The following is a 24,915-nucleotide window of genomic DNA, read 5'->3' as shown; positions in this document are numbered from 1 at the left end:
AATCAGCGAGGGAATATCCCTCGCTGAGCGTATGTCTTATAAAAAGAACTTTTGAATATCGTTCCACGTTACAACGAGCATCAGCAGCATTAATAAAGCAAAACCGATAAAATGAACAATCCCTTCTTTTTGACGATCAATTGGCTTACCGCGAATTCCTTCTACAGCGAAGAATAATAGTCGTCCTCCATCTAAAGCAGGAAGTGGAAGCAAATTGACAATCCCTAAGTTAATACTTAAAACGGCTGCCCATTTCATTAGGTAATAAATGCCTGACTGTGCTACTTGATCGGTTGCTGCGTAAATACCTACAGGACCAGAAAGCATATCCAGTTTGAACTGTCCTGTCACAAGCTTCCCAAGGCCCGTTAAGATTTCTTTCATCCACGTATATGTTTCAGTAGCTCCGTGCGTGATCGAACCAATGAATGACTTTTCAACCGGTGCATATACGCCAATTAATCCAATTGTCTGTTCCCCAACCTTGCGGCTTTCAGGTGTAATTGGAATATCTAGGGTTTTGCCGCCGCGCTGAACCGTGAATGTAATTTGCTGTTCAGGATGTTTTTGAATTACTTTTACGACATCATCCCACGTTGAAACACTTTGTCCATCAATTGCTTGAACTTTATCTCCTTGTTTAAGTCCCGCATCAACGGCTACTCCATCTGATGTTAATTTGCCCATCACAGGTTTGTCAACAACATATCCTTGAGAAATCCCAAGAACGATAAAAATAACAAAGGCTAATATAAAGTTCATTAGCGGACCAGCGAAAATGGCTAGCGCACGCTGACCAAGAGTTTTGGAAGCAAACTGACGGCTGTAAGGTGCAATTTGAATGTCTTCTCCGTCCATAACAAAGTAAGATTCTTCTGCTACCTCGAATTTTTGCAGATGTTCATCTTCACCTTCTTCATAACCTGAAATAAATAGATTATGCTCTAAGTCTGCTTGCTCTACCTCAATAACTTTTGCATTTGGATGCTGTTCCTTGTTATTAATAATGACTTTATTTACTTTGCCTTCCTTATCAAACATGAGGCCCACCATTTGACCAGGCTTAACTTCAATCATTTCCGGGTCTTCTCCAGCCATTCGAACAAATCCACCTAGAGGCAGTAAGCGAATGGTATAAACTGTTTCATCTCGTTTAAATGAAAAGATTTTGGGACCAAACCCAATGGCAAACTCACGGCATAAGATGCCTGCACGCTTTGCAAAAACTAAATGACCAAGCTCATGAAAGAATACAAGAGCTCCAAAAATGACGACAAACGCAATGACTGTGTTCAATGGGTATTACCCCCTTCATGTAATAGAGTCAAACCTCCACCCACCAAAAATAAGGGAGTGGCTTCTCTCGCACGCACATTATCGAGAGATGGCGGATCTAACAAACTCTCTTGCTTCTAAATCTACTTCTTTAATAGTAGATAAACAAGGTTTCTGTATTACAGTATGTTCATTCATTGCTTTTTCAATCACATCTTCAATTTGTAAAAATGTAATGTGACCATCTAGAAAGGCTTGAACAGCTTCTTCATTAGCTGCATTTAAAACAGTCGGAAGTGTTCCACCCGCTTTGCCAGCCTCAAATGCAAAAGCTAAACAGCGAAAACGCTCTTCATCCATTTTAGCGAAGTGAAGCTGACCAATATCCGCCAAACTTAAACGCTTGGTGTCAGGCAAAGACATGCGTCTTGGATACGTTAACGCGTATTGAATTGGCACGCGCATATCGGGCGTTCCAAGCTGAGCAATAACGCTTGTATCAGAATACTCTACCATAGAATGAATGATGCTTTCCTTATGTAACAATACATCAATTTTCTCATAGGGAAGATCAAAAAGCCAATGTGCTTCAATCACTTCTAGTCCCTTATTCATCATCGTTGCCGAATCAATTGTAATTTTAGCTCCCATTGACCAGTTTGGATGATTTAACGCATCTTCAACCGTTACTCCCTGTAGTTCTGCTCTCGTCTTATCTCGAAAGCTCCCTCCAGAAGCCGTTAAAATTAAACGGTCTATTGCTTTTTGATCTTGCCCTTGCAAACTTTGAAAAATAGCTGAATGCTCACTGTCTACCGGTAAAATATCAGCGCCATATTCCTTGGCTGCTTCCATGACAAGGTGACCAGCGGTAACAAGTGTCTCCTTATTTGCAATAGCAATTGTTTTTCTCATTTTGATTGCTTCTAGCGTAGGAGTCAACCCTACACTTCCAAGAACAGCGTTTACCAATACTTCTGTAGAAGGATGAGTTGCTACTTCCACAAGTCCTTCTTCTCCATAAACAAATCGAATAGAAGGGAATTCTGCTTGCAGTGACAGACAATCTTCTTTCTTCATTACAGAAACAAGGGCTGGCTTACACTGCTGAATAATCTTTCTTGCTTCGTTAATATTTCGACCTACAGAGATTGCTGAGAGCTCAAAATGCTCAGGATGCGCTCGAACAATATCAACGGTTTGAGTACCGATTGAACCTGTAGCTCCTAACAAGGAAATTTTCTTCAAGTATATTCACTCCTATTAAAACAAAGACATCTTTTTTATAGAGATAATAAAAAAGCTAAAATTGGCATGATGAACATTAAACTGTCAAAACGGTCTAAAATCCCACCATGACCCGGTAAAATTTTCCCTGAATCTTTTACGCCATAGTGACGTTTGAACGCTGATTGTACAAGATCACCCATCTGTCCAAATAACGATACGATAATACCAATTACAAGTAGCTCGATCATAGTTTGATCAATATTTGCTAACAGCTTAAATACAATGGCTACTATAATAGCGCATACGACGCCACCAACAAAACCTTCAATTGTTTTATTGGGACTGATTTCCGGCCATAGCTTTCGTTTCCCCATTGCTCGTCCAATAAAATAAGCTCCGGAATCCGTCGCCCAAATAATAAGGAAAGCAAAGAACAAATAAGCTAACCCGAACTCTTGACGAACCTCGATAAAATAATGAAAGCCAAAGCCAACATATACTGTTGTTAATAAAATAAACCCAACGTCATCGAAGGTAAATTTATTTTTAACTACAACCGTGTACATTAATAAAAGAAGGACAGCAGCAAGCGCTACTTCTATCTTATGTTCACTTAAGAATTGAAATGCAACATCTCTTCCGTTTGGTAGTAAAAACACCCAAGTTAGTAATAAACTAATGATACTTGGAAAAGACATTGCTTTCAAATGTTTCATTTTTAAAAGCTCAATTACACCAACTGTTCCGATCACATACATGATAAGGGTAAAAGGTAACCCTCCAATTAAAACAATCGGCACAAATACCGCAAGTGCTACAATCGCGGTGATAATGCGCTGTTTCATCTTGTTTTCCACACCTTCTTATACACCACCAAAGCGGCGACCGCGCTTTTGAAACGCCTCGACTGCTTCGATTAAATGATTTTCTTTAAAATCTGGCCATAATACTTTTGTAAACCAAAACTCTGTGTACGCTAGCTGCCAAAGCATAAAGTTACTTAAGCGAAGCTCGCCACTTGTGCGAATAAGCAAATCCGGATCTGGAAGGCTTTTGCTCATTAAATAGGAAGAAAATAAATTTTCTGAAATAGAAGAGGAAGCCACTTTTCCCTGTTCTACATCTTCTGCCAATGACCGAATAGCGCCCACAATTTCGTGACGGCTACCGTAATTAAGCGCGAAGTTTAAAATCATCCCCGTGTTATGCTTTGTTTTTTCAATTGCCTTATCCACGGCTCGAATCGTATGGGCAGGGAGCTCACTTTTATCTCCCATAATACGAACTTGCACATTTTTTTCAATTAGCTCAGGCAAAAAGGTTGTTAAAAATTCCTCTGGCAGTTTCATCAAAAACTCAACTTCAGTTTTGGGGCGCTTCCAATTTTCAGTGGAAAATGCATATAAAGTTAATACTTTAACACCTAATTCATTGGCCAGTCTGGTCACATGACGTACTACTTTCATTCCTTCATGATGGCCCATCATGCGAGGAAGAGCTCGTTTTTGCGCCCAACGACCGTTCCCATCCATAATAATTGCAATATGTTCAGGAACAGGGTGCTGTTTCACTTGATCTTTTCGTTCTGACAAAGACAGTGTATTTAAATCTTGACTTTTCTTCCATGCTTGAAATTTTCTTAACATGCAAAGGTCCCCCGTTGTACGCTCTCACATAAACGTGTAGCTTATGTGAGTTTTTTCTTACTACACATTATTAACAAAAAAACCCCCTGTAAACAATAGAGGGTCTTTTACAATATATTTTACCTTGAAATGACTTAAACTGCCATAATTTCTTCTTCTTTATCTTTTGCCACTTTATCCACTTTTACGATATGGTCATCTGTTAGTTTTTGAATGTCATCACTGTAGCCGCGTAGATCGTCTTCAGTAATTTCACCTTTTTTCTCTAACTTTTTGAAATCATCGTTTGCATCACGGCGTACGTTACGAACCGCAACTTTTGCTTCTTCAGCATATTTTTTAACCATTTTCACTAACTCACGACGACGCTCTTCCGTTAAAGCAGGAATCGATAAACGGATAATAGTTCCATCGCTTGTAGGTGTCAATCCTAAATCAGATTTTAAAATAGCTTTTTCAACTTCACCAATTTGTGATTTGTCATAAGGCTGAATAACAAGCATACGAGCTTCCGGTACGCTTACTTGCGCCAATTGGTTAATCGGTGTTGGTGCACCGTAGTATTCTACCGTTACGCGGTCAAGAAGTGACGCGCTTGCACGTCCAGCGCGAATTGATGCTAGTTCGCGGCTAAATGATTGAATTGCTTTTTCCATTCTTTCTTTTGCGTTTTGCAACACTTGTTTTGGCATGTTTATTTCCCCTTTACAATTGTTCCAATGTTTTCGCCTGTAACGGCACGTTTAATATTGCCTTCTTCCGTAATTGAGAAAACAATTAGCGGAATATCGTTGTCCATACATAATGAAGAAGCTGTAGAATCCATAACAGCTAGTCCATCTTTTAAAACATCAATATATGTTAATGTTTCATATTTTACAGCATCAGGTACAAGCTTAGGATCTGCATTATAAACGCCATCTACGTTGTTTTTAGCCATTAAGATAACGTCAGCTTCGATTTCAGCTGCACGCAAAGCTGCTGTTGTATCTGTAGAGAAATAAGGGTTTCCTGTACCCGCAGCGAAAATAACAACGCGTTTTTTCTCAAGATGTCGAACAGCTTTTCTTCTAATATAAGGCTCTGCTACTTGTCTCATCTCGATAGAAGTCTGAACTCGTGTTTGCACACCAATGTTCTCTAAGCTATCTTGAAGAGCCAGCGAGTTCATTACTGTTGCTAGCATTCCCATATAATCAGCAGCTGCACGATCCATACCCATTTCACTACCAATTTTACCACGCCAAATGTTTCCACCACCAACGACTACAGCAATTTCCACACCTAATTCATAAACGGCTTTTACTTGTTCAGCAACAGATTTGATGATGGATGGGTTAATACCAAAACCATCTTCACCAGCTAATGCTTCTCCACTTAACTTTAATACGATACGATTATATTTTGCTTGACTCATGCTTACCTCCATCGTTAACGGTGAGATCTCTTTTGTAAAAAAGGGAACACACAGTGTTCCCTATACGGTCAAACCCTTACTTTTTAACTTGGTTCATTACTTCTTCAGCGAAGTTGTCTTGACGTTTCTCAATACCTTCTCCTACTTCAAAACGAACGAAGCTTTCAACAGTAGCGCCTTTGCTCTCAACGAACTGACGTACTTTTTGATCAGGATTTTTAACAAATGTTTGATCTAGTAAGCAAATATCTTCGAAGAATTTGCCAAGGCGACCTTCAACCATTTTTGCAACGATTTTTTCTGGTTTGCCTTCGTTTAATGCTTGTTGAGTCAATACTTCGCGCTCACGCTCAGTTTCTTCAGCAGAAACTTGGTCACGAGAGATGTATTTAGGGTTGATTGCAGCGATGTGCATAGCAACGTCTTTTGCAACAGCTTCTTCAGTTGTACCAGATAATACTGTTAACACACCGATACGTCCGCCAGCATGTAGGTAAGCACCGAATGCATCAGCATCAGTTTTTGTTGCTACAGCGAAACGACGTAGAGATAATTTTTCTCCGATTGTAGCGATTGCAGAGTTGATGTGTTCTTCAACAGTTGCACCGTTTTCCATTTTTTGAGTAGCAGCTTCAGCAGCGTCAGCTGGTTTGTTAGCTAAGATGTGAGCAGCTAATTCTTTTGTTAATTTTTGGAAACCTTCGTTTTTCGCAACGAAATCAGTTTCAGAGTTAACTTCTAAGATAACAGCTTCGTTACCTTGAGTTTCGATGTAAGTTAGACCTTCAGCAGCAATACGGTCTGATTTTTTAGCAGCTTTTGCAATACCTTTTTCACGTAAGAAATCGATTGCTTGCTCCATATCACCGTTAGTTTCAGTTAACGCTTTTTTACAATCCATCATACCAGCGCCTGTTTTTTCACGTAGTTCTTTTACCATTTGAGCAGTAATTGCCATAATGTGTAGCCTCCTTGTTTGGGTATGTAATTAATGTATATAAATGGGTTAAATCTTTTCAAAAAAAGGTGATAAAAGGCTATTCCCTCTTATCACCTTTCACGGAATTAAGCAGTAGTTGTTTCAGTTTCAACTGCTGTTTCTTCACCTTGTTTAGCTTCTAGAATAGCATCAGCAACTTTAGAAGTTAAAAGTTTAACAGCACGAATTGCATCATCGTTTGCAGGGATTACATAATCAATTTCGTCTGGATCACAGTTAGTGTCTACGATACCAACGATTGGAATGTGTAATTTTTTAGCTTCCGCTACTGCAATACGCTCTTTACGAGGGTCAATGATGAATAATGCATCTGGAAGTTGTTTCATATCTTTAATGCCGCCTAAGAATTTTTCAAGACGCTCTAACTCTTTTTTAAGTTGAACTACTTCTTTCTTAGGTAGTACTTCGAAAGTACCGTCTTCTTGCATTTTTTCGATATCTTTTAAACGTTTGATACGTTTTTGGATAGTTGAGAAGTTAGTTAATGTACCACCTAACCAACGTTGGTTAACAAAGTACATACCAGCGCGAGCTGCTTCTTCTTTAACAGAATCTTGAGCTTGTTTTTTCGTACCTACGAATAAAACAGTACCGCCGTCTGCAGCTAATTCTTTAACGAATTTGTACGCTTCTTCTACTTTCTTAACTGTTTTTTGAAGATCGATAATGTAGATGCCGTTACGCTCAGTGAAGATATATTTCTTCATTTTTGGGTTCCAACGGCGAGTTTGGTGACCGAAATGTACACCAGCTTCTAGTAATTGTTTCATTGAAATTACTGACATGTGTTTTTCCTCCTAATGGTTTTAAGTCTCCTCCGCTTATATCATCTTCAGCCGAAACTACAAAAAGTAGCACCATCAACCGAATCAACAAGCGTGTGTAATAACACCAAAAACTAATATAGCATACTCCTTTTTCACAAGCAAGCGTTTCATTAAGTTTATTGATGAAATTTCAATAATAATTCAATTTCAGTTTTCCCTCTGTGTAAATGTTTTGCAATTTCTTCAATTGTTAAACCTTTTCCCTTTAAATAAACGGAAAATTCTTTTATCTCTTCACCTGACAAATCTTGAATTTGGTCTGTAGTTAATTCATCAAAAGATGTGCTTATATGTTTCTGATTTTCTTCTATAGAGAGAAGTTCATGCAGCGACTGGGAAGGCTCACTTTTTAGATCCACCCTTTGAACAGGCACGTCTTCTTCATCTACCAAAGGTGATTTGGCGCTGCTTTCTTCCATTTCGGAAGAAAGCGAAGTTGAACGCTCACGAAGCTGCCGTAAAAACTGCTCGTTTTGTTCCTGAAATTCAGCGAGATATGAACTCATTGCAGCTTCCATTTTATTTATATTTTGCTGGTGCAAGCGTTCAATCCTTTTCACTTTGGTCACTTGCATATATAAAAGAATAATGCAAAACAGTGATAGACCATGAATTAAAAAACTAACTGTGAGTAAAAACCCCATCACTTTACCTCTTTGTTAAATTATTTTGCTTAAACTCGTACGCATTTTAAACAGCGCTTTCGAATGAATTTGAGAAATGCGTGAAGTGGATAGCCCTAACAGCTGCGCGATCTCTGTGAAAGTCAACTCCTCTTTATAAAATAATGAAACAACAAGCTGCTCTTTTTCATTTAGCTGCTCGATAACTTCAGCGAGCTCTTGATATCGTTCGTCGTTAATTAGCTCCTCTTCAGGAGAGAGCGTTTTTTCATCTTTAATCGTGTATTTTTGCTCTCCATCTTCATACTCTTTTGGCTGTTCTTCCATTGACAAAACGTTAGCTAAGAAGCCTTCATTCATTGTATGAACAACATCTGCTTCTGTCATGCCTACTTCTTTTGCAACCTCACTTGGTGCAACTCTGCGCAAGTATCTTTGTTCAAGTGCTTCTGTTGCTTGCTCAATTCTTTTCGTCTTTTCCCTTGCGCTTCTTGATAACCAATCTTCTTTACGAAGCCCGTCTATTATCGCCCCTCGAATTCGAAAAGACGCATATGTATCAAACTTTAAGTCTCTACCGTAATCAAACTTTTCCAAAGCATCGTAAAGGCCGATTAATCCTAAACTACGAAGCTCTTCTTTATGAATATTCTTCGGCAGCCCTACACTAATCCGCTGAACGTGATAGTTAACAAGCGGCATATACTTTTTAACAAGCATGTTTCCCGCATGGGAGTCTCTCGTCTCTATCCATTCCTGCCAAATTTTATGTTCTTCAACTTCTTGTATACTTTTCAAGGGTCTTTCAACTCCTTTTTATAGCGCTATTAAACGGTCAACGGTCAGAGCGCGCTTTATATCGTTTTTATCCCTTCATTAATCGTACGAACCTTTAAAATAGCCGTTTGAGGATCAAATTCAATTGTGCGTCCGTTGTGTCCTCCTGTAGCTTTTGCTGCAATTTCTACACTGTTTCTATGCAGTTCTCTCTCCACTGCTTGAACATTTCGAAGGCCAATTCGCATCACATCATTTCTTGGTTCAAATTGAAACATCTGTGCGCCCCCTGCTATTTTTGCTTTTAATAATCTTCTATGTGCACCTTGTTTAATCAACATATTTATCAAATCAAAAATGGCTGTATCTGCATATTTAGCTCTATTAAAAGGACATTTAGCCCCGCTTGAATCGGGAAGCATTACATGAGCGAGCCCAGCTACTGAGTGCACAGAGTCGTAAACGACAACTCCTACACATGACCCTAATCCCGCTGTTCGAAGCACTGCGGGTGCATGTGTAACATTCATCTCGGCAATTCCTACCTTAATCACTTGTTTATCATCTCTCACGATTCTTCAACTCCTAGAAACTTCAGCGTGATATCCATTATTCGCTTGGCTCACTGGAGGTGGTCTTCTAAAGAGAGCACTTTAGGTAAATTTAGAAGAACAATTAAACGGCTATCTACTTTAACAACTCCGTTCAAGTATTCTACAGCTGTTCCTTCAACTGTTTCAGGCACTGAAGCAATCGTTTTTTCATCAATGTCTACTACATCATTTGCCGCATCCACAATCAAACCTGCTTCTACATCATTAAGACGAACCATAATAATACGTGTCAGCTCATGGTTAAGCTGTTCTTGTAAGTTAAAACGAGTGCGCAAATCAATAATCGGTGTAATAACACCGCGAAGATTAATAACACCTTTTACATATTCTTTTACTCCAGGAACGCGTGTTATGTGCTGAATCTTTTCAATCGATTGCACTTCTTCTACTGAAATTCCGTACTCCTCGTCCCCCAATTGAAACACAATAATTTTCATGCCTTTCTCCCTTTCTTTTTACAGCATTTGTTATTTGATCAAAGCGTTGCAATCAATGATAAGTGCTACTTGTCCATCGCCTAAAATCGTGGCTCCTGAAATAGCAAATACACCCGGCAGATAATGACCTAAAGATTTTAAAACGATTTCCTGCTGACCGATAAAAGAATCAACAATTAGCCCGGCGGTCTTTTCTCCTTTTTTCACAATAACGACGGAATAATGATCTCTTAGTACCGAGTTAGGCACAGTAAATAGTTCTTTTAAATCAATAAGAGGAATAATGGCTCCTCGAAAGTCAATAACCTTTTGACCATGTACATGCATGACCTCTTTCGGCTGAACAATAGCTGTTTCAATAATCGAAGAAAGCGGCAAGGCATAGCGCTCTTCACTCATTTGCACGAGTAAAGCAGAAATGATAGACAGAGTGAGCGGCAGTTGAATAGAAAAACGCGAACCGTATCCTTCGTTAGAATCGATCGTTACAGAACCCCCTAGCGATTCAATCGTGTTTTTCACGACATCTAGACCTACTCCTCGTCCGGAAACATCTGAAATTTGTTCAGCCGTCGAAAAGCCCGAAGCGAAAATGAGCTCGTACACTTGTTTATCCGTCAGCGTTTCAGCAGTTTTCCCATCGATAATTCCTCGATCTAACGCTTTTTGCAGTACCTTTTCACGATTGATGCCCGCCCCGTCATCTTCTAAATCAATAAAGACATGATTTCCGCTATGATAAGCTTTAAGGCGAATCGTTCCCTTTTCATTCTTTCCGTTCTTTAAGCGTGCTTGAGGCATTTCAATTCCGTGGTCAACGGCATTTCTTAATAAGTGAACAAGCGGATCTCCAATTTCATCAATGACGGTCCGGTCCAACTCTGTATCAGCTCCGACAATTTGAAGTTCAATTTGTTTCCCTAAATCTTTTGAAAGCTGTCTCACCATACGGGGAAACCGATTAAAAACGGTTTCTACAGGCACCATACGCATATTTAAAATAATCGTTTGCAAATCTCCAGAAATACGGGACATCCGCTCTACCGTTTCGTCTAATTCGCTATTATTCAATTCTTTTGATATTTGTTCTAACCTGCCTCTATCAATAACTAGTTCTTCAAACAAGTTCATGAGACTGTCCAAACGGTCAATATTGACTCGAATCGTCTTGTTATTTGAGAGCTGTCTTTTCTCTTCAACAGGCGATTTAGAAGGTGCTGACACAGTAACTTCCTGTATAGCTGCTGCTTCTTCTTGTGAAACAAGCTCCTGCATTTCTGTCTCCTTTTTTATGGGGACCGCAGCAATTTTCACGCTTTCTACTTCAGAGACCTCCATAATGCTCGCCTTCAGCTTTTCTTGCGATTCGCTTGTTACTAATATAACGATAAAAGATGATTCAAATTTTTCTTGTTCGATATCTTGAACAGTTGGCGCTGACTTAATGACGTCTCCCGCTTGCTCTAACACATCAAATACCATATATGCACGCGCAGCTTTTAACAGACAGGTGCGTTCGAGCTGTACGGTTATTTCAAACACATTAAATCCTTGCCCTGCTGTTTGACTGAGCAGCGTTTGTACGAACTCATCATACTCAATAGAAGAAGCCGCATGCTCTGCTGCGGGTTCCTCTGCTACAATACGCTGCAGCTTTTGAACAAGCAATTTGACATCAAGCTGACCATCGCCGCCTTCAGAAATAGATTGAACCATTATTTCTAGCGCATCGACTGATTCAAACAAAGCATCAAGAACTTCCGTGTGAGCGTCGATTTGATGATTTCGAACGGCATCTAGCACGTTTTCCATTTTGTGAGTTAATTGTGCTAAATCATCAAATCCCATTGTTGCAGACATACCTTTTAACGTATGAGCAGACCGAAAAATTTCATTTACATAACCAAGATCATCGGTATTTTTTTCAAAACGCATTAGCTGGTCGTTAACGTTTTGAAGATGTTCCTTGCTTTCTTCAATAAACACTTCTAGATATTGATTCATATCCATCGTAACTTTCCCTCCTATTTCTGTGCGTAGCGAGAAATAAAGCTTCCAACGTTTCGCAGCGGTTCAATATAATCAACAAGCTTTGTAGAAACAGCTGATTTGGGCATCCCATAAATGACAGCTGTTTCTTTAGATTCAGCCAATATAAGCGCGTCTTTATTTTTCTTTAAATCAATAATGCCTTCCGTTCCATCCGCCCCCATTCCCGTCAACACAATAGCAAGTTTTTGATAACCTGAAATTTTACTAATCGACTGAAACAAACGATCCACTGAGGGGCGATGTCCCTTTACAGGTGAAGAAGTGTCTAAACAAATGCTGAGCTGTCCTTCTTTCTCTACAACCGTCATATGAAAACCTCCAGGCGCAATGTACGCACATCCTGAGCGCGCGATTTCATTGTCTTGTGCTTCTTTCACTTCAATATCAGCTAGCTGATCTAGTCTAACCGCTAATGATTTTGTGAAATTTGGAGGCATATGTTGCACAATAAAAATAGGTGCGTGTATGTCTTTTGAAACAGTTGATAATACTTCTTGCAGCGCACGCGGTCCTCCAGTAGAAGTGCCAATACAAATCATTTTGTTCACTTTCGTCCCCATCGGGAGGTTATATACACTTCTGTTTTGCACGTGCTGATGACTGCTTGAAGATATGTTGGCTTTACTAGCAAGCAATAGTTTAGAGATAAGCTCATCTTTCACTTTATGTAAGTCCAGCGAAATAGCTCCCGAAGGTTTAGCAACAAAATCAACTGCGCCGTACTGCATAGCGGTCAGCGTATTTTCAGCACCTTCTATTGTTGTACTCGATAACATGACAACAGGAAGGGGCTTCACACGCATAAGCTGCTTTAACATATCTAAGCCATTCATTTTAGGCATTTCGATATCAAGTGTCACAATGTCTGGCGACAGCTCGAGCGCTTTTTTCAACCCTTCTTCACCGTTACGTGCGGTACCCACAACGTGAAAACGACTGTCACATGCTAAAAAATCGCCGATTAGCTTTCGCATAAATGCAGAATCATCTACAATAAGCACCTTTATTTCATTCACTCTCATTTCCTACCTTTCAAGAAAAAATCGTTTGAGGCGCCGAATAAACATTCCCTCGTTTTTAGCCGTTATCCTATTGTCTTGAGGAATAAGAATATTCACCATTTCTATTAGTGATACACTTGCTTTAGATGTTGGGTTTTGAAGCAAAAAAGGCATTTGGCGATTGACCGCTTTCTGGACAGCTTGATCGTTTGGCACAATACCTAATAGAGAAATAGATATGTTCAAAAACTGCTGAACAGCTCGGTTAAATCGTTCATACGTCTCATTTCCTTCTTTGTCAGAAAGCGTTTTGTTAATAATAAGACGAACCGGTGCTGATACAGAATAGGAAGCTGCTAGCTTAATAGCAGCGTAAGCATCTGTGATAGATGTAGGTTCGGGTGTTGTGACCACGATCATTTCATCTACAGCTTTTAAAAACTTAAGCACACTCTCTGACATGCCCGCTCCCATATCAAAAATCATGTAATCGTATTGATTTGTCAAAGAACTCAATTCTTGTATTAAATGAGCAAGGTCCGATGGAGACCATTCAAATACAGAGGAAATTCCCGTTCCACCAGCCACATAAGCTAAATCTTCAGGACCTTTTTTAATAATTTGCTGGATGGAAAGCTTTTTTTCTAGCAAATCAACCATCGTATAGGAAGCAGTTTGTCCAATCAAAATATCAATATTTCCCATCCCTATATCCATGTCAAAAAGAAGAACTCTTTGCTTTTGCTTCGTTAGCGCAAGAGATAAGTTTAATGATAGATTCGACTTTCCAACTCCTCCTTTTCCACTTAACACGGCTATCGTTTTACAATTTCTTAAAGAGTTTTGATGTTTCTTTAACACTTTTTCTCTTAAAACTGCTGCTTGATCATTCATCTTTCCAATCTCCAAACACATCGTCGATAAACTCTTCTATTTTAAATGACGAAACATCTTCTGGTACATCCTGCCCGTTTGTTGTAAAAGCAGCTCGTTGGCCGTAACGATACAACATATTTAAAAGCGAGCCTTTGTGAGTTGTTTCATCTCGCTTCGTAAAAATCAGTTGATCAACAGGGAGACTAGCAAAACGTTCATATATAGCTTTCATATCTGATGCTTTTGACGTTAGTGCTAGAACAAGAAACGTTTGGAAATCTTCTTGAAACGTAATAATTTTCTTTAAATCATTTACATATTGCGGTTCTAAAAAGTTACGGCCTGCTGTGTCAATAAAAATCACATCGTATGCTTTTGTTTCCAGCAAAGCTTTTTTAAAATCTTCTCCGTTATAGCAAATCGTTAAAGGCGCATTTAAGATCGAAGCGTACGTCTTGAGCTGCTCAATCGCTGAAATTCTATAGGTGTCCGTTGTGATAAATGCTATTTTTTGATTTTGTTCTAGGACACACTTTGCAGCCAATTTAGCAAGAGTGGTTGTTTTACCGACACCTGTTGGCCCTACTACACTTACATATTTTTTGAAAGGACCGCTCCATTCACTTGCTTTAAACTGATTGGTAAACCAGTTTTTCGTCCACTTCATGAGTTGGTTTGAGTTAGGGCGATGTAAGTAGTAGTACTCTAGCATAGGAGCCTCCAAGTTTTCTAAAATAGCTTCGTCTATTTCTTGCAAACGCAAATAAGCAAGCACATCTTCCACTACTTTTGGATATGAACCTGAAGAAACCTTTGGCATTTGACTCATTTGTGAGACAAGAGTATTTAACTCACTGAGCTGCTGCTTCATAAAAGATTGATTATCTTCCATACTGGGTTCTGGCGGCGCTGAGTTCTTCTTTACGCTCAGCTTTTCTACGGGATCGACAGCTGCCAATACTTCTATTTTCGCCTTAGTAAATAAGCCAAGAAAACCTCCTGTTCGAATTTGTTTCGAATGTAAAATAACCGCTTCCTCACCTAAATCTGAACGAATGGCTTTCATAGCTTGCGGCATAGATTCTACTACATATTTTTTTACTTTCATCAGATATCCACCACTCCAACACTTTGAACTTCAACATTTGCTTCTAACTCGTTATATGATAAAACCGCCATATGAGGAAAATACCGCTCAGTGATTTGACGCACGTACATCCTCACTGCAGGAGAACATAACACAATTGGAGACTGTTCTTGAAAAGAAAGTGTTTCTATTTGCTTAGCTATACTTTCCACAATAGCTTGTGAAACGTTAAGGTCTAGTGATAAATAGTTCCCATGCTCCGTTTGTTGAACAGCTTCCGCCATCGTTTTTTCAACTTTTCCTGAAAGGGTAAGAACTCGAAGCAGACCTTCTTGGACCGTATATTGACTGGTAATTTGCCTTGCAAGTCCTTGCCTGACATATTCAGTTAACAAATCGGTGTCTGACGTCATTTTTCCGTAGTCGGCCAGCACCTCAAAAATAATGGGTAAATTTCGAATTGAGACGCTCTCTTTTAAAAGTTTTGCCAGTACCCTTTGAATGTCTCCAACGGAAAGCGGATTAGGCGTTACTTCCTCAATTAAAATAGGATACGTTTCTTTTGTGTGATCAATTAGTTGCTTTGTCTCCTGCCTTCCAATCAGCTCATGCGCATACGATTTTATAACTTCTGTTATGTGCGTAGACACAACCGACGGTGGGTCCACAACGGTATACCCAAACATCTCAGCCTGCTCCTTCACCGACTCGCTAATCCATTTCGCAGGCATTTTAAAAGCTGGTTCTAACGTATCAATTCCTTCAATCAACTCATCATCCATTCCGGGACTGATTGCTAAGTAGTGATCGAGCAGCAGCTCCCCTTTCGCCACTTCATTGCCCTTTATTTTAAGACAGTATTCGTTGGGCTGAAGCTGAATGTTATCTCTGATACGAACAACTGGAATGACTAATCCTAGCTCAAGTGCCAGCTGGCGCCTAATCATAACAATTCGATCGAGTAAATCGCCTCCTTGATTCGTATCAGCAAGCGGAATTAATGCATACCCAAATTCAAATTCAATCGGATCAACGCTTAATAGATTGACAACACTCTCTGGACTTTTCATTTCATTGTCTTCTAGCTCTTCTTCAGTAGGGGCCATTTCTTCACGAACCGCCTGATTTTTAGCCTGAGACAAATAATAGCCTCCCACCCCTAATAAAATAGCAATAGGCATTGTAATGACATCATTAATTGGCGTGATTAAACCAAGAGCGGCAATTGTTCCTCCAGTTACATAAAGCATAACGGGAAAAGCAAATAGCTGCCGTGTAATATCTTCGCTCAAATTGCCTGTTGAAGCAGCTCTCGTGACGATAATTCCCGTCGCTGTTGAAATCATGAGGGCTGGAATTTGACTCACTAATCCATCGCCTACTGTTAACAAAGTAAACGTTTGGGATGCTTCAGTGATGGACATTCCCATTTGCAGCATGCCGATAATAATTCCAAACAAGATGTTAATAAGGGTAATGACAATCCCTGCAATGGCATCACCTTTGACGAATTTACTAGCTCCATCCATTGCTCCGTAAAAATCTGCTTCGCGCTGAATTTTTTCACGGCGGTCAATTGCTTGTTTTTCTGAAATCATACCTGCATTTAAATCTGCATCAATGCTCATTTGTTTCCCTGGCATCGCATCCAAGGTAAAACGTGCGGCTACTTCAGAAACACGCTCCGCTCCTTTTGTAATAACAAGAAACTGAATGATAATTAAAATAATAAAGACAACAAACCCCACTAACGGATTTCCACCAATCACGAAGTGGCCAAATGTTTCCACTACTCCGCCTGCTTCTCCTGTTCCTAAAATTGAACGGGTTGTCGATACGTTCAAACCTAATCGAAACAGCGTAAGAACCAGCAGCAAAGACGGAAACACCGATAGCTCTAAAGGTTCTTTCATATTCATGGAAACGAGCAGTACAAGCAGCGCAAGAGAAATGTTAATCATGATTAAAATACTTAATAACCATGAAGGCAACGGAATAACAAGCATAACGATAATGAGTACAACACCTATAACAACTGGCAGTTCTCTTGCAGACATTAATTTTTCTCTCCTTACAATAGCGTAACGTTACATTTTATTTTGAATGCGGTATACGTAAGCTAATATTTCAGCCACCGCTTTAAAAAACTCTTCTGGAACCGCATCCCCTACTTTGGTTTGATCAAAAAGCGCTCTTGCCAGCGGGCGGTTCTCTACCATGATAATTTCATGACTTTTGGCAATTCCTTTGATCTTTTGAGCAATAAAATCTACGCCGCTGGCTACAACATAGGGAGCATCCATTTTTTCTTCATCATATTTTAAAGCAATGGCATAATGAGTAGGGTTTGTAATGACGACATCTGCTTTTGGAACTTCTTGCATCATGCGAGACATTGCCATTTCACGCTGCTTTTGCTTTATTTTTGATTTGATTAGAGGATCTCCTTCAATGTTTTTATGCTCATCTTTGATATCTTGCTTTGACATTCGAATATTTTTCTCGAAATCAAACTTTTGGTACAAATAATCAAGCAGCGATAAAAATAAAAGCATAAGCGAAGCTGCAAGTCCCATTTGAAAAACAAGCTTAGACAGAACAACCAGCGAGTCCCCTATACTTTTTTGAGATAAATTTAATACATCTTCTATGTGAATCCATAAGATAAAAAACGTGACGGCTCCGATACACATAATTTTCAGCGTTGACTTGATTAGTTCTACCAGCGCTCTCATGGAAAAAATTCGTTTGGCTCCGCTAATAGGGTTAATCTTTTCTAACTTAGGCTGAAGGGACTCCGTGGAAAAAAGAATGCCAACCTGCATATAATTCGCTCCGAGCGCAGCAACAAAAGCTGCGAGCATGACAGGACCCGCTGCAAGAGCAATTGAAGGAAGAAGATGCTTAAACATCGCAAATACGCGCTCTGCCGTCACTTCCTCAAGCATATACGTTTGAAAAGCTTCTCTTAACAGCTTCATCATTTGCTGTAAAAATTGTTTGGCTCCAAACAAAAAATAAAGAAAAACCATTAAAAGAATGAGCGCAGTGGTAACGTCTTGACTTTTAGCTACCTGTCCTTTTCTTCGAGAGTCCTGCTTTTTTTTAGGTGTAGCTTTTTCCGTTTTTTCTCCTGCAAAAAATTGCAAATCAACTTTTACTAAAAACAAAGCTACACCCCTCCTAATATGCGGATCATCGCGCGCATCGCTTCTATCATTTGTTCAAATATGATTTGCATCATATAAAACATGCTCCCCATCACTACAATTAGTAAAATAAAAGCAACGATGATTTTCACCGGAAATCCAACTACGAAAATATTTAACTGCGGAACCGTTCTCGCGATGATGCCAAGCGCGATATCGACTAAAAATAATGAACCAACCAAAGGCAAAGACATTTGAACGGCTACTAAAAACATAGATGAAAAAACAGTTATGATGTGTGTAGCAAATGCTTGGCTTCCCACAGGGAAAGCTACTTTGTCTAACGGAATAATTAAATAACTATTATAAATGCCGTCTATTAATAAATGATGCCCATTGGTCGATAATAAAAATAGAAGAGCAAATACATATAAATATTGACCTAGTATCGGACTTTGCGCCCCTGTCTGCGGGTCTATTACATTGGCAATGGCAAACCCAATTTGAAAATCGATGAGACCTCCGGCGATTTGAATAGCCATAATAAATACATACGCAGTCAAACCAATAAACAACCCAACAGCACATTCTTTTACTACTAAAAGTACAAACTGTGCATCTAACGAAACGACGGGTAAATCAATCGTTGTCGCAATAATGACGGATAGCAAGGCAGACAAACCTACCTTATGAACTGCGGGAATCGTTTTGTATGAAAATAGCGGAACAGTGATGAAAAAAGACGTTACCCGCACTAGTACTAGTAAAAACGCGGGATAGGATAAGATCAACTGACTCATAGCTATCCTACGTACCGATACAGATTTGCAAAAATTTCATATGTAAATGAAATCATTTTCGATAACATCCACGGACCAAAAAATACAATCCCTACTAAGACCGCTACAATCTTAGGAACAAAAGCAAGAGTTTGCTCTTGAATTTGGGTAGTTGCTTGAAAAATACTAATAATGAGCCCAACTACAAGGGCCAGCAGTAATAGAGGACCAGATACAATTAAAATCGTATACACGCCTTTTTCTGCTAACGAAATGACAAATTCTCCATTCATTGTCTATCACCTATTGAAAACTTATTAATAATGATTTAACAACTAAATTCCAGCCGTCAACCAGTACAAATAGTAAAATTTTAAATGGGAGCGAAATCATAACGGGAGGAAGCATCATCATTCCCATAGACATCAGCACGCTTGCTATAATCATATCGATAATGAGAAAAGGAATAAAAATCATAAATCCAATTTGAAATGCCGTCTTTAGCTCACTGATCGCATAAGCTGGAACGAGCGCAGTTAAGGGAATATCTTGAACAGAGGATGGTTTATCTATATCCGCATATTCTAAAAAAAGAGCTAAATCTTTTTGTCTTGTATGAGCACTCATAAATTCTTTCATTGGTTCAGCTGCTTTTTTATAGGCTTGATTCAACGTGATTTTTTCTTTTAAAAGCGGCTGAAGCGCCTGTTCATTTACCTGAGAAAAAGTTGGTGCCATAATAAAAAATGTTAAAAACAGCGATAAACCAACTAATACTTGATTAGGAGGCATTTGCTGTGTCCCAAGCGACGTACGTACAAATGAAAGCACAATGACAATTCGTGTAAAGCAGGTCATCATGATTAAAATTCCAGGAGCTACTGAAAACACCGTCAGCAGCAACAAAAGCTGGACAGAAGTTGAAATATTTGTAGGACTGCTCGAGTTAAAGAGATTCATCACTTCATTCATCGTTCTTTTTGTTCCTTTCTAACTCTTTCAGTGCGTTTTGTCTTTTTATTTTCATTTCATTCATTTCTCGCTGAAAAAGCTGCTGAAAAGAATGACTAGATTTCTCTTCTTTTTTAGAAGTGAATTTTTCTAAAAAAGACGGTAGTACGACTTTATATTCGCCCTCGTTTTTCTGTTGTTCCTCATACTGCGTAAGCAGCTGCTGTTTCTCTTGCCCTGTAATTTCTGAAAGAAGCTGCACATTTTCACCGACTCCAATAACAAAAAGCTGATTTCCAACTTTGACTACTTGTACAGACTTGCTGCTTCCAACATTTGTACCACCCAAGTTTTGTACGACTTTATTTTTTTGTAGCAGCCTTCCTTTTTTATTTACAAATTTTAAGAGCGCAAAAAGCAGCCCAATTACAAGTAAAAACGCGAATATCATCTTCACGATATCTCCAGCTGAAAGCGCAGGCGTCGCCTGGAGTTCAGTTTTTTCTTTTGAATCAGTACTCTCACTCTCTGAACACTTCTCCGTTTTCTCCAAACATTCTTTTACCGATGCAGATCCACTTTCTGCATAGACGATTTGATTTGATCCTGCTAATACGCTTATTAACAGCGCAACAATTACGAACTTTCGCAGCAATGTCTGCCACCTCTTACTTCAACATAGTGTAAGATTAGCGGGAAACTCCCGCCAATCTGTTGTTCATCCAATTGCTTTTGAAATTGCCTCTAATACACGATCTGCTTGAAACGGCTTAACGATAAAATCTTTTGCCCCTGCTTGAATGGCATCAATCACCATTGCCTGCTGTCCCATCGCTGAACACATGATCACCTTGGCATCACTTTTTATGTTTTTAATTTCTTTTAAGGCCGTAATTCCATCCATTTCAGGCATCGTAATATCCATTGTGACAAGATCTGGTGCATGCTCTTTAAATAACTCCACAGCCTGCTGGCCATCTGCCGCTTCCGCTACTACTTCATATCCATTTTTCGTTAAAATATCTTTAATCATCATGCGCATGAATGCAGCATCATCTACAATTAAAATTCGGTTTCCCATCTCTACTCCTCCTAAAAATCATTACTTTAGTTTGTTAATACGGTCTCTTTGACTAATAATATCAGTTACGCGAACGCCAAAATTCTCGTCAATGACGACCACTTCACCTTTTGCAATTAATTTGCTATTAATCAAGATATCTACCGGTTCGCCTGCTAGTTTATCAAGTTCAATGATTGCACCAGAAGATAATGCTAAAATCTCTTGAACCGTTCGCTTAGTCCTTCCAAGCTCCACGGTAACTTGAAGCGGGATATCAAGCAGCATGTCTAAATTTCGTGAATCCCCTTGAGGAGAAGACACGTGCTCGAACTCTGAAAACGATGCGGGCTGAACATCAACTGGTACACGAACAGGTTCTGCCTGCTGTGTTTCTTCATGCTGTATGTATTCAGCTGCTGGCTGTTCTGTTTGCTTTTCATTAAGGTCTGATTCTTTTTCAATAGAAGCTGCCGTACCTTCTGCGCTTGGAACTAAGAGCTCTTCCACCAAACTTTTGGCAAAAGATATCGATAACAGCTGCATAATATTCGAATCGATTAATGTGCCTACCTTCAAATTAAAAGAGACTTTTACAAAGACGTCATCTTGGGGAATCAGCTCTGTACCTTCTCCTTTTTGAATATTTAAAATATCTAAGCTCGGCGGAGAGATATCAATTTTCTTTTGAAATACCGTAGACATAGACGTCGCTGCAGAACCCATCATTTGATTCATCGCTTCCTGCACTGCACTCAGCTTAATTTCATCCATGATTTCCGTCGGATTCTCACCCGTTCCACCAAGCATCAAATCTGAAATAACAGCTGCATCTTCATGTTTAATAACTAACAAATTCGTACCAGAAAAACCTTCTGTATACTGAACTTGCACAGCGACATGAGGATTTGGAAATTCATCCGTCAGCTCTTCTTTATATACGAGCGATACAAACGGTGTGGTAATATCGACTTTTTGATTCAATAAAGCCGACAGCGCTGTTGCTGAACTGCCAAACGAAATATTTCCAATTTCGCCAAGCGCGTCTTTTTCCATTTCCGTAAAGTAATCGTCTACTTGACTTGACTTATTCGGCTCTGAAAACTCGTCAAGTGAAGAAGTTCCTTTTAACAACGCATCAATTTCATCTTGCGAAAGCATGTCATCGTTCATTCCTTTCGTTCCTCCTCTTAACATCATCTAGAATTTGCACAGCGACTTTCCGACTGACTTTTCCAGGCTGTGCAATAAATTTAGGTTGTTCTCCGACGTAAATAGTTAACGGATTATGAACGCTTGTTTGCAGTCGAATAACATCTCCCGCATCTAATGCTAGGAAATCTTCAATGGAAATATCCGCTTTTCCTAGCTCGGCTACAACCTGCAATTCCGCATCATTAATTTGTTCCTTTAGCTGCTCAACCTCTTGTACGTTAGGTTCTTTTTTCGAAGATTGCATCCAGTAATGAACGGACAGTTTGGACACAATCGGCTCAAGCGTCACGTGCGGAATACATAGATTGATCATGCCCGTTTCATCTCCAATTTGTACGTTTAATGAAATGACGATGACAATTTCATTTGGTGAAATTACCTGCAAAAACTGAGGATTCACTTCAAACTCTGATGTTTCAGGTTCAATTTCCGCAATAGAACTCCAAGCTTCTCTCATACTGTCTAACGTTTTCTCTAACAAGTTTCGAACCAAGCTCGTTTCAATCTCCGTTAAGTTACTAATTTTCCCACCGCTCTCGCCTTGTCCCCCGAGCAAGCGGTCAAGCATCGCATAGGCAATGTTCGGATTGACTTCCATAATGATATGCCCTTCTAAAGGAGGGACAGCTATCACATTTAAGATGGTTACTTTCGGAACAGAGCGAATGAACTCCTCATACGGAATTTGATCCACTGATACAACGGACACTTGTACAACGTTACGAAGCTGTGCCGAAAAGACGTTGATGAGCATGCGCGCATAATTTTCATGAATTCGCGTCAAACTGCGAATCTGATCTTTTGAAAAACGCAGCGCGCGTTTAAAATCATATGTACGAATGCGCTGTTTTTTATTTTCCTTTTTTAGCTCATCCGCATCCATCTCTCCGGTTGATAACGCGGATAATAGGGCATCAATTTCATTTTGTGATAATACATCCCCAGCCACTAGCTTCCCTCCCTTTTTCTTTACTGCAACACTTTAGACGTTGTATAAATTTTAACAACATGTCCGTTTTCCATTAATTGATCAATTTGCTTTGCAATATCTGTTTCTAACGTACTGAGCCCTTGCGTTCCTTCAAAATCTTGAGCACTCATATCGGAGAGCCGTTTGATAATAATGTCTCTTACTTGAAAGTCTCTTTTTTGAAGCTCTGCTGCCGCTTTTTTACTATCCATTTGAATTTTAAAGGAGATGCTGATGTAGTTATTGCTTTTTAAATTGGTTTTAATATCCGTTACATCTACAGAAGCTTTAATCACATCGTCGATAGATGGACCTTTTTCAGTACCTGCCTGCTCCGTATACTTTAACGTCACAATAACCGCAATGCTTCCTATTAAAGTAAGAGAAAGCAGGATAATAATCATCTTACTAATTAGCTTATTTTTGAACACACTTTATTCCTCCGTCGTTTGCTGCAGTCCTAATACGTTAATTCGCTGATAATAACTCGTCACTTTCTCATTCACTTCTTCAACTGAATCCTTTACCACTAGCTTTTTGTTATTTGTTAGCGTAATAGTTGTATCGGGAAATGCCTCAACCTGCTCGATGTAAAGAGCATTTAACGTAAATGTTTTGCCGTTTAGCCTCGTTAAAGTGATCATAATCAACCGGAGTAATACCTACTCCTTCCTCCCGCCTATCGTTTTAGATTCACTAATTCTTGCAGTATTTCATCGGATGTTGTGATAATTCTTGTATTCGCTTGAAATCCGCGCTGTGCAACAATCATGTCCGTGAATTCCTCGGATAAATCAACGTTGGACATTTCAAGGGCGCTTGAGACGAAGGTTCCTGTACCGTTGGCTCCTGGAGCTCCTAGCAAAGGATTTCCTGAGTTTACGCTTTGAGTAAATAAATTTCCTCCTGCCTTTTGGAGTCCTTCATTATTTGCAAATTTAGCAAGTTCAATTGTTGGTGTATTTGGAGTTATATTTCCGTTAGCATCTATGATATTAACCTTCCCATTTGCTCCTATACTGTAGCTCTTACTTGTTGAAGGAATATTAATATTCCCTCCTCCAGTTTTTTGTACATACAGTCCATCACCCGTTACCAAATTACCGCTGCTATCCAAATAAAAATTACCTGCTCTTGTGTAATAATTTGTGTTTCCATCATTTACAACAAAATACCCATCCCCAGAAATAGCCAAATCAAGCGGACGTCCCGTTGACTGAATGCTTCCTGCCGTTTGAACTGTATCAATCGTGCCAATCTGTGAACCTAACCCGACTTGTTTAGCATTAACACCTCCACGGTTAGCTCCCGGTGCCGTCGCTCCTGCTACCTGCTGACTTACTAAATCTTGAAACGTTGTACGTCCTTTTTTATAGCCGTATGTATTAACATTGGCAATGTTATTTCCTAGGACATCTAATTTAGTTTGAAAATTTTTCATGCCGCTGATTCCTGAATACATCGAACGTAACATAAAATCACTCCTTAAATTTGGTTGGTTAACTGCTTACTTCTAAGATATCGTTTAGCGAAAGTACCGTATGATTTTCATCGTTGATCGTAAACGATATCTCATTGTTTTTGACGGATGCTGTTGAAATGACTCCTTGCTTTTTATTTCCTTCTTCATCTAACCATGCAGCGGTTTTACCAATTAATTCGCTTCCTTTTAAAATAGGAGAAGCCTGAGACTGCGTTACAAACGTATTGAGCGATGTGCTCATATTTGTCATTTGTTCAAGGGATGAAAACTGAGCCATTTGAGCAATAAAGTCTTTGTCTTCCATTGGATTCATTGGATCTTGATTTTGAAGCTGAGCAATCAAAAGCTTCAAAAAGTCATCTTTGCCAAGCGAGCTGTTTCCCGTTTGCTTCACTTGTGTGTCCCTATTGCTTAAATACAAGTCAGACGTAATTTCATTTGTCATT

At 39.4% G+C, this 24,915-nt stretch carries 29 protein-coding genes; all 29 read right to left on the bottom strand.

The features are described from left to right. Positions 1 to 36: 36 nt before the first annotated feature. Complete coding sequence (gene rseP / locus ACRPLY_RS07250) at positions 37 to 1,296, bottom strand: RIP metalloprotease RseP (RefSeq protein WP_028411405.1); 1,260 nt, start codon at positions 1,294 to 1,296, stop codon at positions 37 to 39. 78 nt (positions 1,297 to 1,374) lie between these two features. After that, positions 1,375 to 2,523 carry a 1-deoxy-D-xylulose-5-phosphate reductoisomerase gene (dxr, locus tag ACRPLY_RS07245; protein WP_033579795.1) on the bottom strand — a complete coding sequence of 383 codons (1,149 nt, stop codon included), beginning with the start codon at positions 2,521 to 2,523 and terminating at the stop codon, positions 1,375 to 1,377. A 35-nt stretch (positions 2,524 to 2,558) separates the two neighbouring features. Further along, on the bottom strand, positions 2,559 to 3,350 hold the full coding sequence (locus ACRPLY_RS07240; protein ID WP_033579794.1) for a phosphatidate cytidylyltransferase: 792 nt from the start codon (positions 3,348 to 3,350) through the stop codon (positions 2,559 to 2,561). 18 nt (positions 3,351 to 3,368) lie between these two features. After that, positions 3,369 to 4,151 (bottom strand): isoprenyl transferase, encoded by a 783-nt coding sequence (locus ACRPLY_RS07235; RefSeq protein WP_028411408.1) that lies wholly within the window; start codon positions 4,149 to 4,151, stop codon positions 3,369 to 3,371. A gap of 134 nt (positions 4,152 to 4,285) precedes the next feature. Then, the gene (gene frr, locus ACRPLY_RS07230; protein ID WP_013058847.1) at positions 4,286 to 4,843 is read right to left on the bottom strand and encodes a ribosome recycling factor; all 558 of its coding nucleotides are present in this window, start codon (positions 4,841 to 4,843) and stop codon (positions 4,286 to 4,288) included. A gap of 2 nt (positions 4,844 to 4,845) precedes the next feature. Continuing rightward, complete coding sequence (gene pyrH / locus ACRPLY_RS07225) at positions 4,846 to 5,568, bottom strand: UMP kinase (RefSeq protein WP_028411409.1); 723 nt, start codon at positions 5,566 to 5,568, stop codon at positions 4,846 to 4,848. 76 nt (positions 5,569 to 5,644) lie between these two features. After that, on the bottom strand, positions 5,645 to 6,526 hold the full coding sequence (gene tsf, locus ACRPLY_RS07220; protein ID WP_013058849.1) for a translation elongation factor Ts: 882 nt from the start codon (positions 6,524 to 6,526) through the stop codon (positions 5,645 to 5,647). A gap of 107 nt (positions 6,527 to 6,633) precedes the next feature. After that, the gene (rpsB, locus tag ACRPLY_RS07215; protein ID WP_013058850.1) at positions 6,634 to 7,353 is read right to left on the bottom strand and encodes a 30S ribosomal protein S2; all 720 of its coding nucleotides are present in this window, start codon (positions 7,351 to 7,353) and stop codon (positions 6,634 to 6,636) included. 158 nt (positions 7,354 to 7,511) lie between these two features. Beyond that, a complete protein-coding gene (locus ACRPLY_RS07210; protein WP_033579793.1) occupies positions 7,512 to 8,039 on the bottom strand; it encodes a hypothetical protein in 528 nt (175 codons plus the stop codon). A 15-nt stretch (positions 8,040 to 8,054) separates the two neighbouring features. Beyond that, entirely contained in the window at positions 8,055 to 8,816 is a 762-nt protein-coding gene (locus ACRPLY_RS07205; RefSeq protein WP_025750299.1) for a FliA/WhiG family RNA polymerase sigma factor, read from the bottom strand. 56 nt (positions 8,817 to 8,872) lie between these two features. Beyond that, positions 8,873 to 9,367 (bottom strand): chemotaxis protein CheD, encoded by a 495-nt coding sequence (locus ACRPLY_RS07200; protein WP_028411411.1) that lies wholly within the window; start codon positions 9,365 to 9,367, stop codon positions 8,873 to 8,875. 50 nt (positions 9,368 to 9,417) lie between these two features. After that, positions 9,418 to 9,846, bottom strand: coding sequence for a chemotaxis protein CheW (locus tag ACRPLY_RS07195; protein ID WP_014458457.1), 429 nt, complete (start codon positions 9,844 to 9,846; stop codon positions 9,418 to 9,420). 30 nt (positions 9,847 to 9,876) lie between these two features. Further along, positions 9,877 to 11,856: a chemotaxis protein CheW gene (locus ACRPLY_RS07190; RefSeq protein WP_432231704.1), complete on the bottom strand. Its 1,980-nt coding sequence runs from the start codon at positions 11,854 to 11,856 to the stop codon at positions 9,877 to 9,879. Positions 11,857 to 11,870: 14 nt separating this feature from the next. Next, positions 11,871 to 12,914, bottom strand: a complete 1,044-nt coding sequence (locus ACRPLY_RS07185) for a protein-glutamate methylesterase/protein-glutamine glutaminase (RefSeq protein WP_033579791.1) — start codon at positions 12,912 to 12,914, stop codon at positions 11,871 to 11,873. A 9-nt stretch (positions 12,915 to 12,923) separates the two neighbouring features. Then, on the bottom strand, positions 12,924 to 13,793 hold the full coding sequence (locus ACRPLY_RS07180) for a MinD/ParA family protein (protein WP_028411415.1): 870 nt from the start codon (positions 13,791 to 13,793) through the stop codon (positions 12,924 to 12,926). After that, positions 13,786 to 14,883 (bottom strand): flagellar biosynthesis protein FlhF, encoded by a 1,098-nt coding sequence (flhF, locus tag ACRPLY_RS07175; protein WP_432231703.1) that lies wholly within the window; start codon positions 14,881 to 14,883, stop codon positions 13,786 to 13,788. Before flhF ends, ACRPLY_RS07180 begins: the two co-directional genes overlap by 8 nt. After that, positions 14,883 to 16,919 (bottom strand): flagellar biosynthesis protein FlhA, encoded by a 2,037-nt coding sequence (flhA, locus tag ACRPLY_RS07170; RefSeq protein ID WP_432231702.1) that lies wholly within the window; start codon positions 16,917 to 16,919, stop codon positions 14,883 to 14,885. Before flhA ends, flhF begins: the two co-directional genes overlap by 1 nt. A 30-nt stretch (positions 16,920 to 16,949) precedes the next feature. Beyond that, positions 16,950 to 18,032 (bottom strand): flagellar biosynthesis protein FlhB, encoded by a 1,083-nt coding sequence (gene flhB / locus ACRPLY_RS07165; protein WP_432231701.1) that lies wholly within the window; start codon positions 18,030 to 18,032, stop codon positions 16,950 to 16,952. A 2-nt stretch (positions 18,033 to 18,034) separates the two neighbouring features. After that, positions 18,035 to 18,811 carry a flagellar biosynthetic protein FliR gene (gene fliR / locus ACRPLY_RS07160; RefSeq protein WP_432231700.1) on the bottom strand — a complete coding sequence of 259 codons (777 nt, stop codon included), beginning with the start codon at positions 18,809 to 18,811 and terminating at the stop codon, positions 18,035 to 18,037. A 2-nt stretch (positions 18,812 to 18,813) separates the two neighbouring features. After that, complete coding sequence (gene fliQ, locus ACRPLY_RS07155; RefSeq protein WP_033579787.1) at positions 18,814 to 19,083, bottom strand: flagellar biosynthesis protein FliQ; 270 nt, start codon at positions 19,081 to 19,083, stop codon at positions 18,814 to 18,816. A 10-nt stretch (positions 19,084 to 19,093) separates the two neighbouring features. Beyond that, entirely contained in the window at positions 19,094 to 19,762 is a 669-nt protein-coding gene (gene fliP / locus ACRPLY_RS07150) for a flagellar type III secretion system pore protein FliP (RefSeq protein ID WP_028411420.1), read from the bottom strand. Continuing rightward, entirely contained in the window at positions 19,755 to 20,396 is a 642-nt protein-coding gene (locus ACRPLY_RS07145; protein ID WP_028411421.1) for a flagellar biosynthetic protein FliO, read from the bottom strand. Before ACRPLY_RS07145 ends, fliP begins: the two co-directional genes overlap by 8 nt. 63 nt (positions 20,397 to 20,459) lie before the next feature. Continuing rightward, positions 20,460 to 20,822 carry a response regulator gene (locus ACRPLY_RS07140; protein WP_033579786.1) on the bottom strand — a complete coding sequence of 121 codons (363 nt, stop codon included), beginning with the start codon at positions 20,820 to 20,822 and terminating at the stop codon, positions 20,460 to 20,462. 21 nt (positions 20,823 to 20,843) lie between these two features. Next, positions 20,844 to 21,974, bottom strand: a complete 1,131-nt coding sequence (gene fliY, locus ACRPLY_RS07135) for a flagellar motor switch phosphatase FliY (protein WP_255256886.1) — start codon at positions 21,972 to 21,974, stop codon at positions 20,844 to 20,846. Further along, positions 21,964 to 22,965: a flagellar motor switch protein FliM gene (gene fliM, locus ACRPLY_RS07130; protein ID WP_028410819.1), complete on the bottom strand. Its 1,002-nt coding sequence runs from the start codon at positions 22,963 to 22,965 to the stop codon at positions 21,964 to 21,966. The genes fliY and fliM overlap by 11 nt, the downstream gene beginning before the upstream one ends. A 20-nt stretch (positions 22,966 to 22,985) precedes the next feature. Next, complete coding sequence (gene fliL, locus ACRPLY_RS07125; protein WP_033579784.1) at positions 22,986 to 23,417, bottom strand: flagellar basal body-associated protein FliL; 432 nt, start codon at positions 23,415 to 23,417, stop codon at positions 22,986 to 22,988. A 3-nt stretch (positions 23,418 to 23,420) separates the two neighbouring features. Then, positions 23,421 to 23,630 carry a flagellar FlbD family protein gene (locus ACRPLY_RS07120; protein ID WP_025750317.1) on the bottom strand — a complete coding sequence of 70 codons (210 nt, stop codon included), beginning with the start codon at positions 23,628 to 23,630 and terminating at the stop codon, positions 23,421 to 23,423. A gap of 35 nt (positions 23,631 to 23,665) precedes the next feature. Further along, positions 23,666 to 24,460, bottom strand: coding sequence for a flagellar basal body rod protein FlgG (flgG, locus tag ACRPLY_RS07115; protein ID WP_033579783.1), 795 nt, complete (start codon positions 24,458 to 24,460; stop codon positions 23,666 to 23,668). 25 nt (positions 24,461 to 24,485) lie between these two features. Beyond that, complete coding sequence (gene flgD / locus ACRPLY_RS07110) at positions 24,486 to 24,914, bottom strand: flagellar hook assembly protein FlgD (protein ID WP_033579782.1); 429 nt, start codon at positions 24,912 to 24,914, stop codon at positions 24,486 to 24,488. Between the last annotated feature and the right edge of the window lies 1 nt (position 24,915).

It is taken from the genome of Priestia sp. TGN 0903, assembly GCF_050846855.1.
GTDB lineage: Bacteria > Bacillota > Bacilli > Bacillales > Bacillaceae_H > Priestia > Priestia zanthoxyli.
This window is presented reverse-complemented; position numbering and strand designations above follow the sequence as displayed.

Coding starts and splice junctions, on each gene's coding strand:
- flgD (WP_033579782.1), bottom strand. CDS start 24,914: ATGACAAATGAAATTACGTCTGACTTGTATTTAAGCAATAGGGACACA.
- fliP (WP_028411420.1), bottom strand. CDS start 19,762: ATGAATGAAGTGATGAATCTCTTTAACTCGAGCAGTCCTACAAATATT.
- fliQ (WP_033579787.1), bottom strand. CDS start 19,083: ATGAATGGAGAATTTGTCATTTCGTTAGCAGAAAAAGGCGTGTATACG.
- ACRPLY_RS07120 (WP_025750317.1), bottom strand. CDS start 23,630: ATGATCACTTTAACGAGGCTAAACGGCAAAACATTTACGTTAAATGCT.
- ACRPLY_RS07210 (WP_033579793.1), bottom strand. CDS start 8,039: ATGGGGTTTTTACTCACAGTTAGTTTTTTAATTCATGGTCTATCACTG.
- ACRPLY_RS07180 (WP_028411415.1), bottom strand. CDS start 13,793: ATGAATGATCAAGCAGCAGTTTTAAGAGAAAAAGTGTTAAAGAAACAT.
- tsf (WP_013058849.1), bottom strand. CDS start 6,526: ATGGCAATTACTGCTCAAATGGTAAAAGAACTACGTGAAAAAACAGGC.
- flgG (WP_033579783.1), bottom strand. CDS start 24,460: ATGTTACGTTCGATGTATTCAGGAATCAGCGGCATGAAAAATTTTCAA.
- frr (WP_013058847.1), bottom strand. CDS start 4,843: ATGCCAAAACAAGTGTTGCAAAACGCAAAAGAAAGAATGGAAAAAGCA.
- ACRPLY_RS07240 (WP_033579794.1), bottom strand. CDS start 3,350: ATGAAACAGCGCATTATCACCGCGATTGTAGCACTTGCGGTATTTGTG.
- ACRPLY_RS07140 (WP_033579786.1), bottom strand. CDS start 20,822: ATGGGAAACCGAATTTTAATTGTAGATGATGCTGCATTCATGCGCATG.
- ACRPLY_RS07190 (WP_432231704.1), bottom strand. CDS start 11,856: ATGGATATGAATCAATATCTAGAAGTGTTTATTGAAGAAAGCAAGGAA.
- flhF (WP_432231703.1), bottom strand. CDS start 14,883: ATGAAAGTAAAAAAATATGTAGTAGAATCTATGCCGCAAGCTATGAAA.
- rpsB (WP_013058850.1), bottom strand. CDS start 7,353: ATGTCAGTAATTTCAATGAAACAATTACTAGAAGCTGGTGTACATTTC.
- ACRPLY_RS07195 (WP_014458457.1), bottom strand. CDS start 9,846: ATGAAAATTATTGTGTTTCAATTGGGGGACGAGGAGTACGGAATTTCA.
- flhA (WP_432231702.1), bottom strand. CDS start 16,919: ATGTCTGCAAGAGAACTGCCAGTTGTTATAGGTGTTGTACTCATTATC.
- ACRPLY_RS07235 (WP_028411408.1), bottom strand. CDS start 4,151: ATGTTAAGAAAATTTCAAGCATGGAAGAAAAGTCAAGATTTAAATACA.
- fliR (WP_432231700.1), bottom strand. CDS start 18,811: ATGAGTCAGTTGATCTTATCCTATCCCGCGTTTTTACTAGTACTAGTG.
- fliY (WP_255256886.1), bottom strand. CDS start 21,974: ATGAACGATGACATGCTTTCGCAAGATGAAATTGATGCGTTGTTAAAA.
- pyrH (WP_028411409.1), bottom strand. CDS start 5,568: ATGAGTCAAGCAAAATATAATCGTATCGTATTAAAGTTAAGTGGAGAA.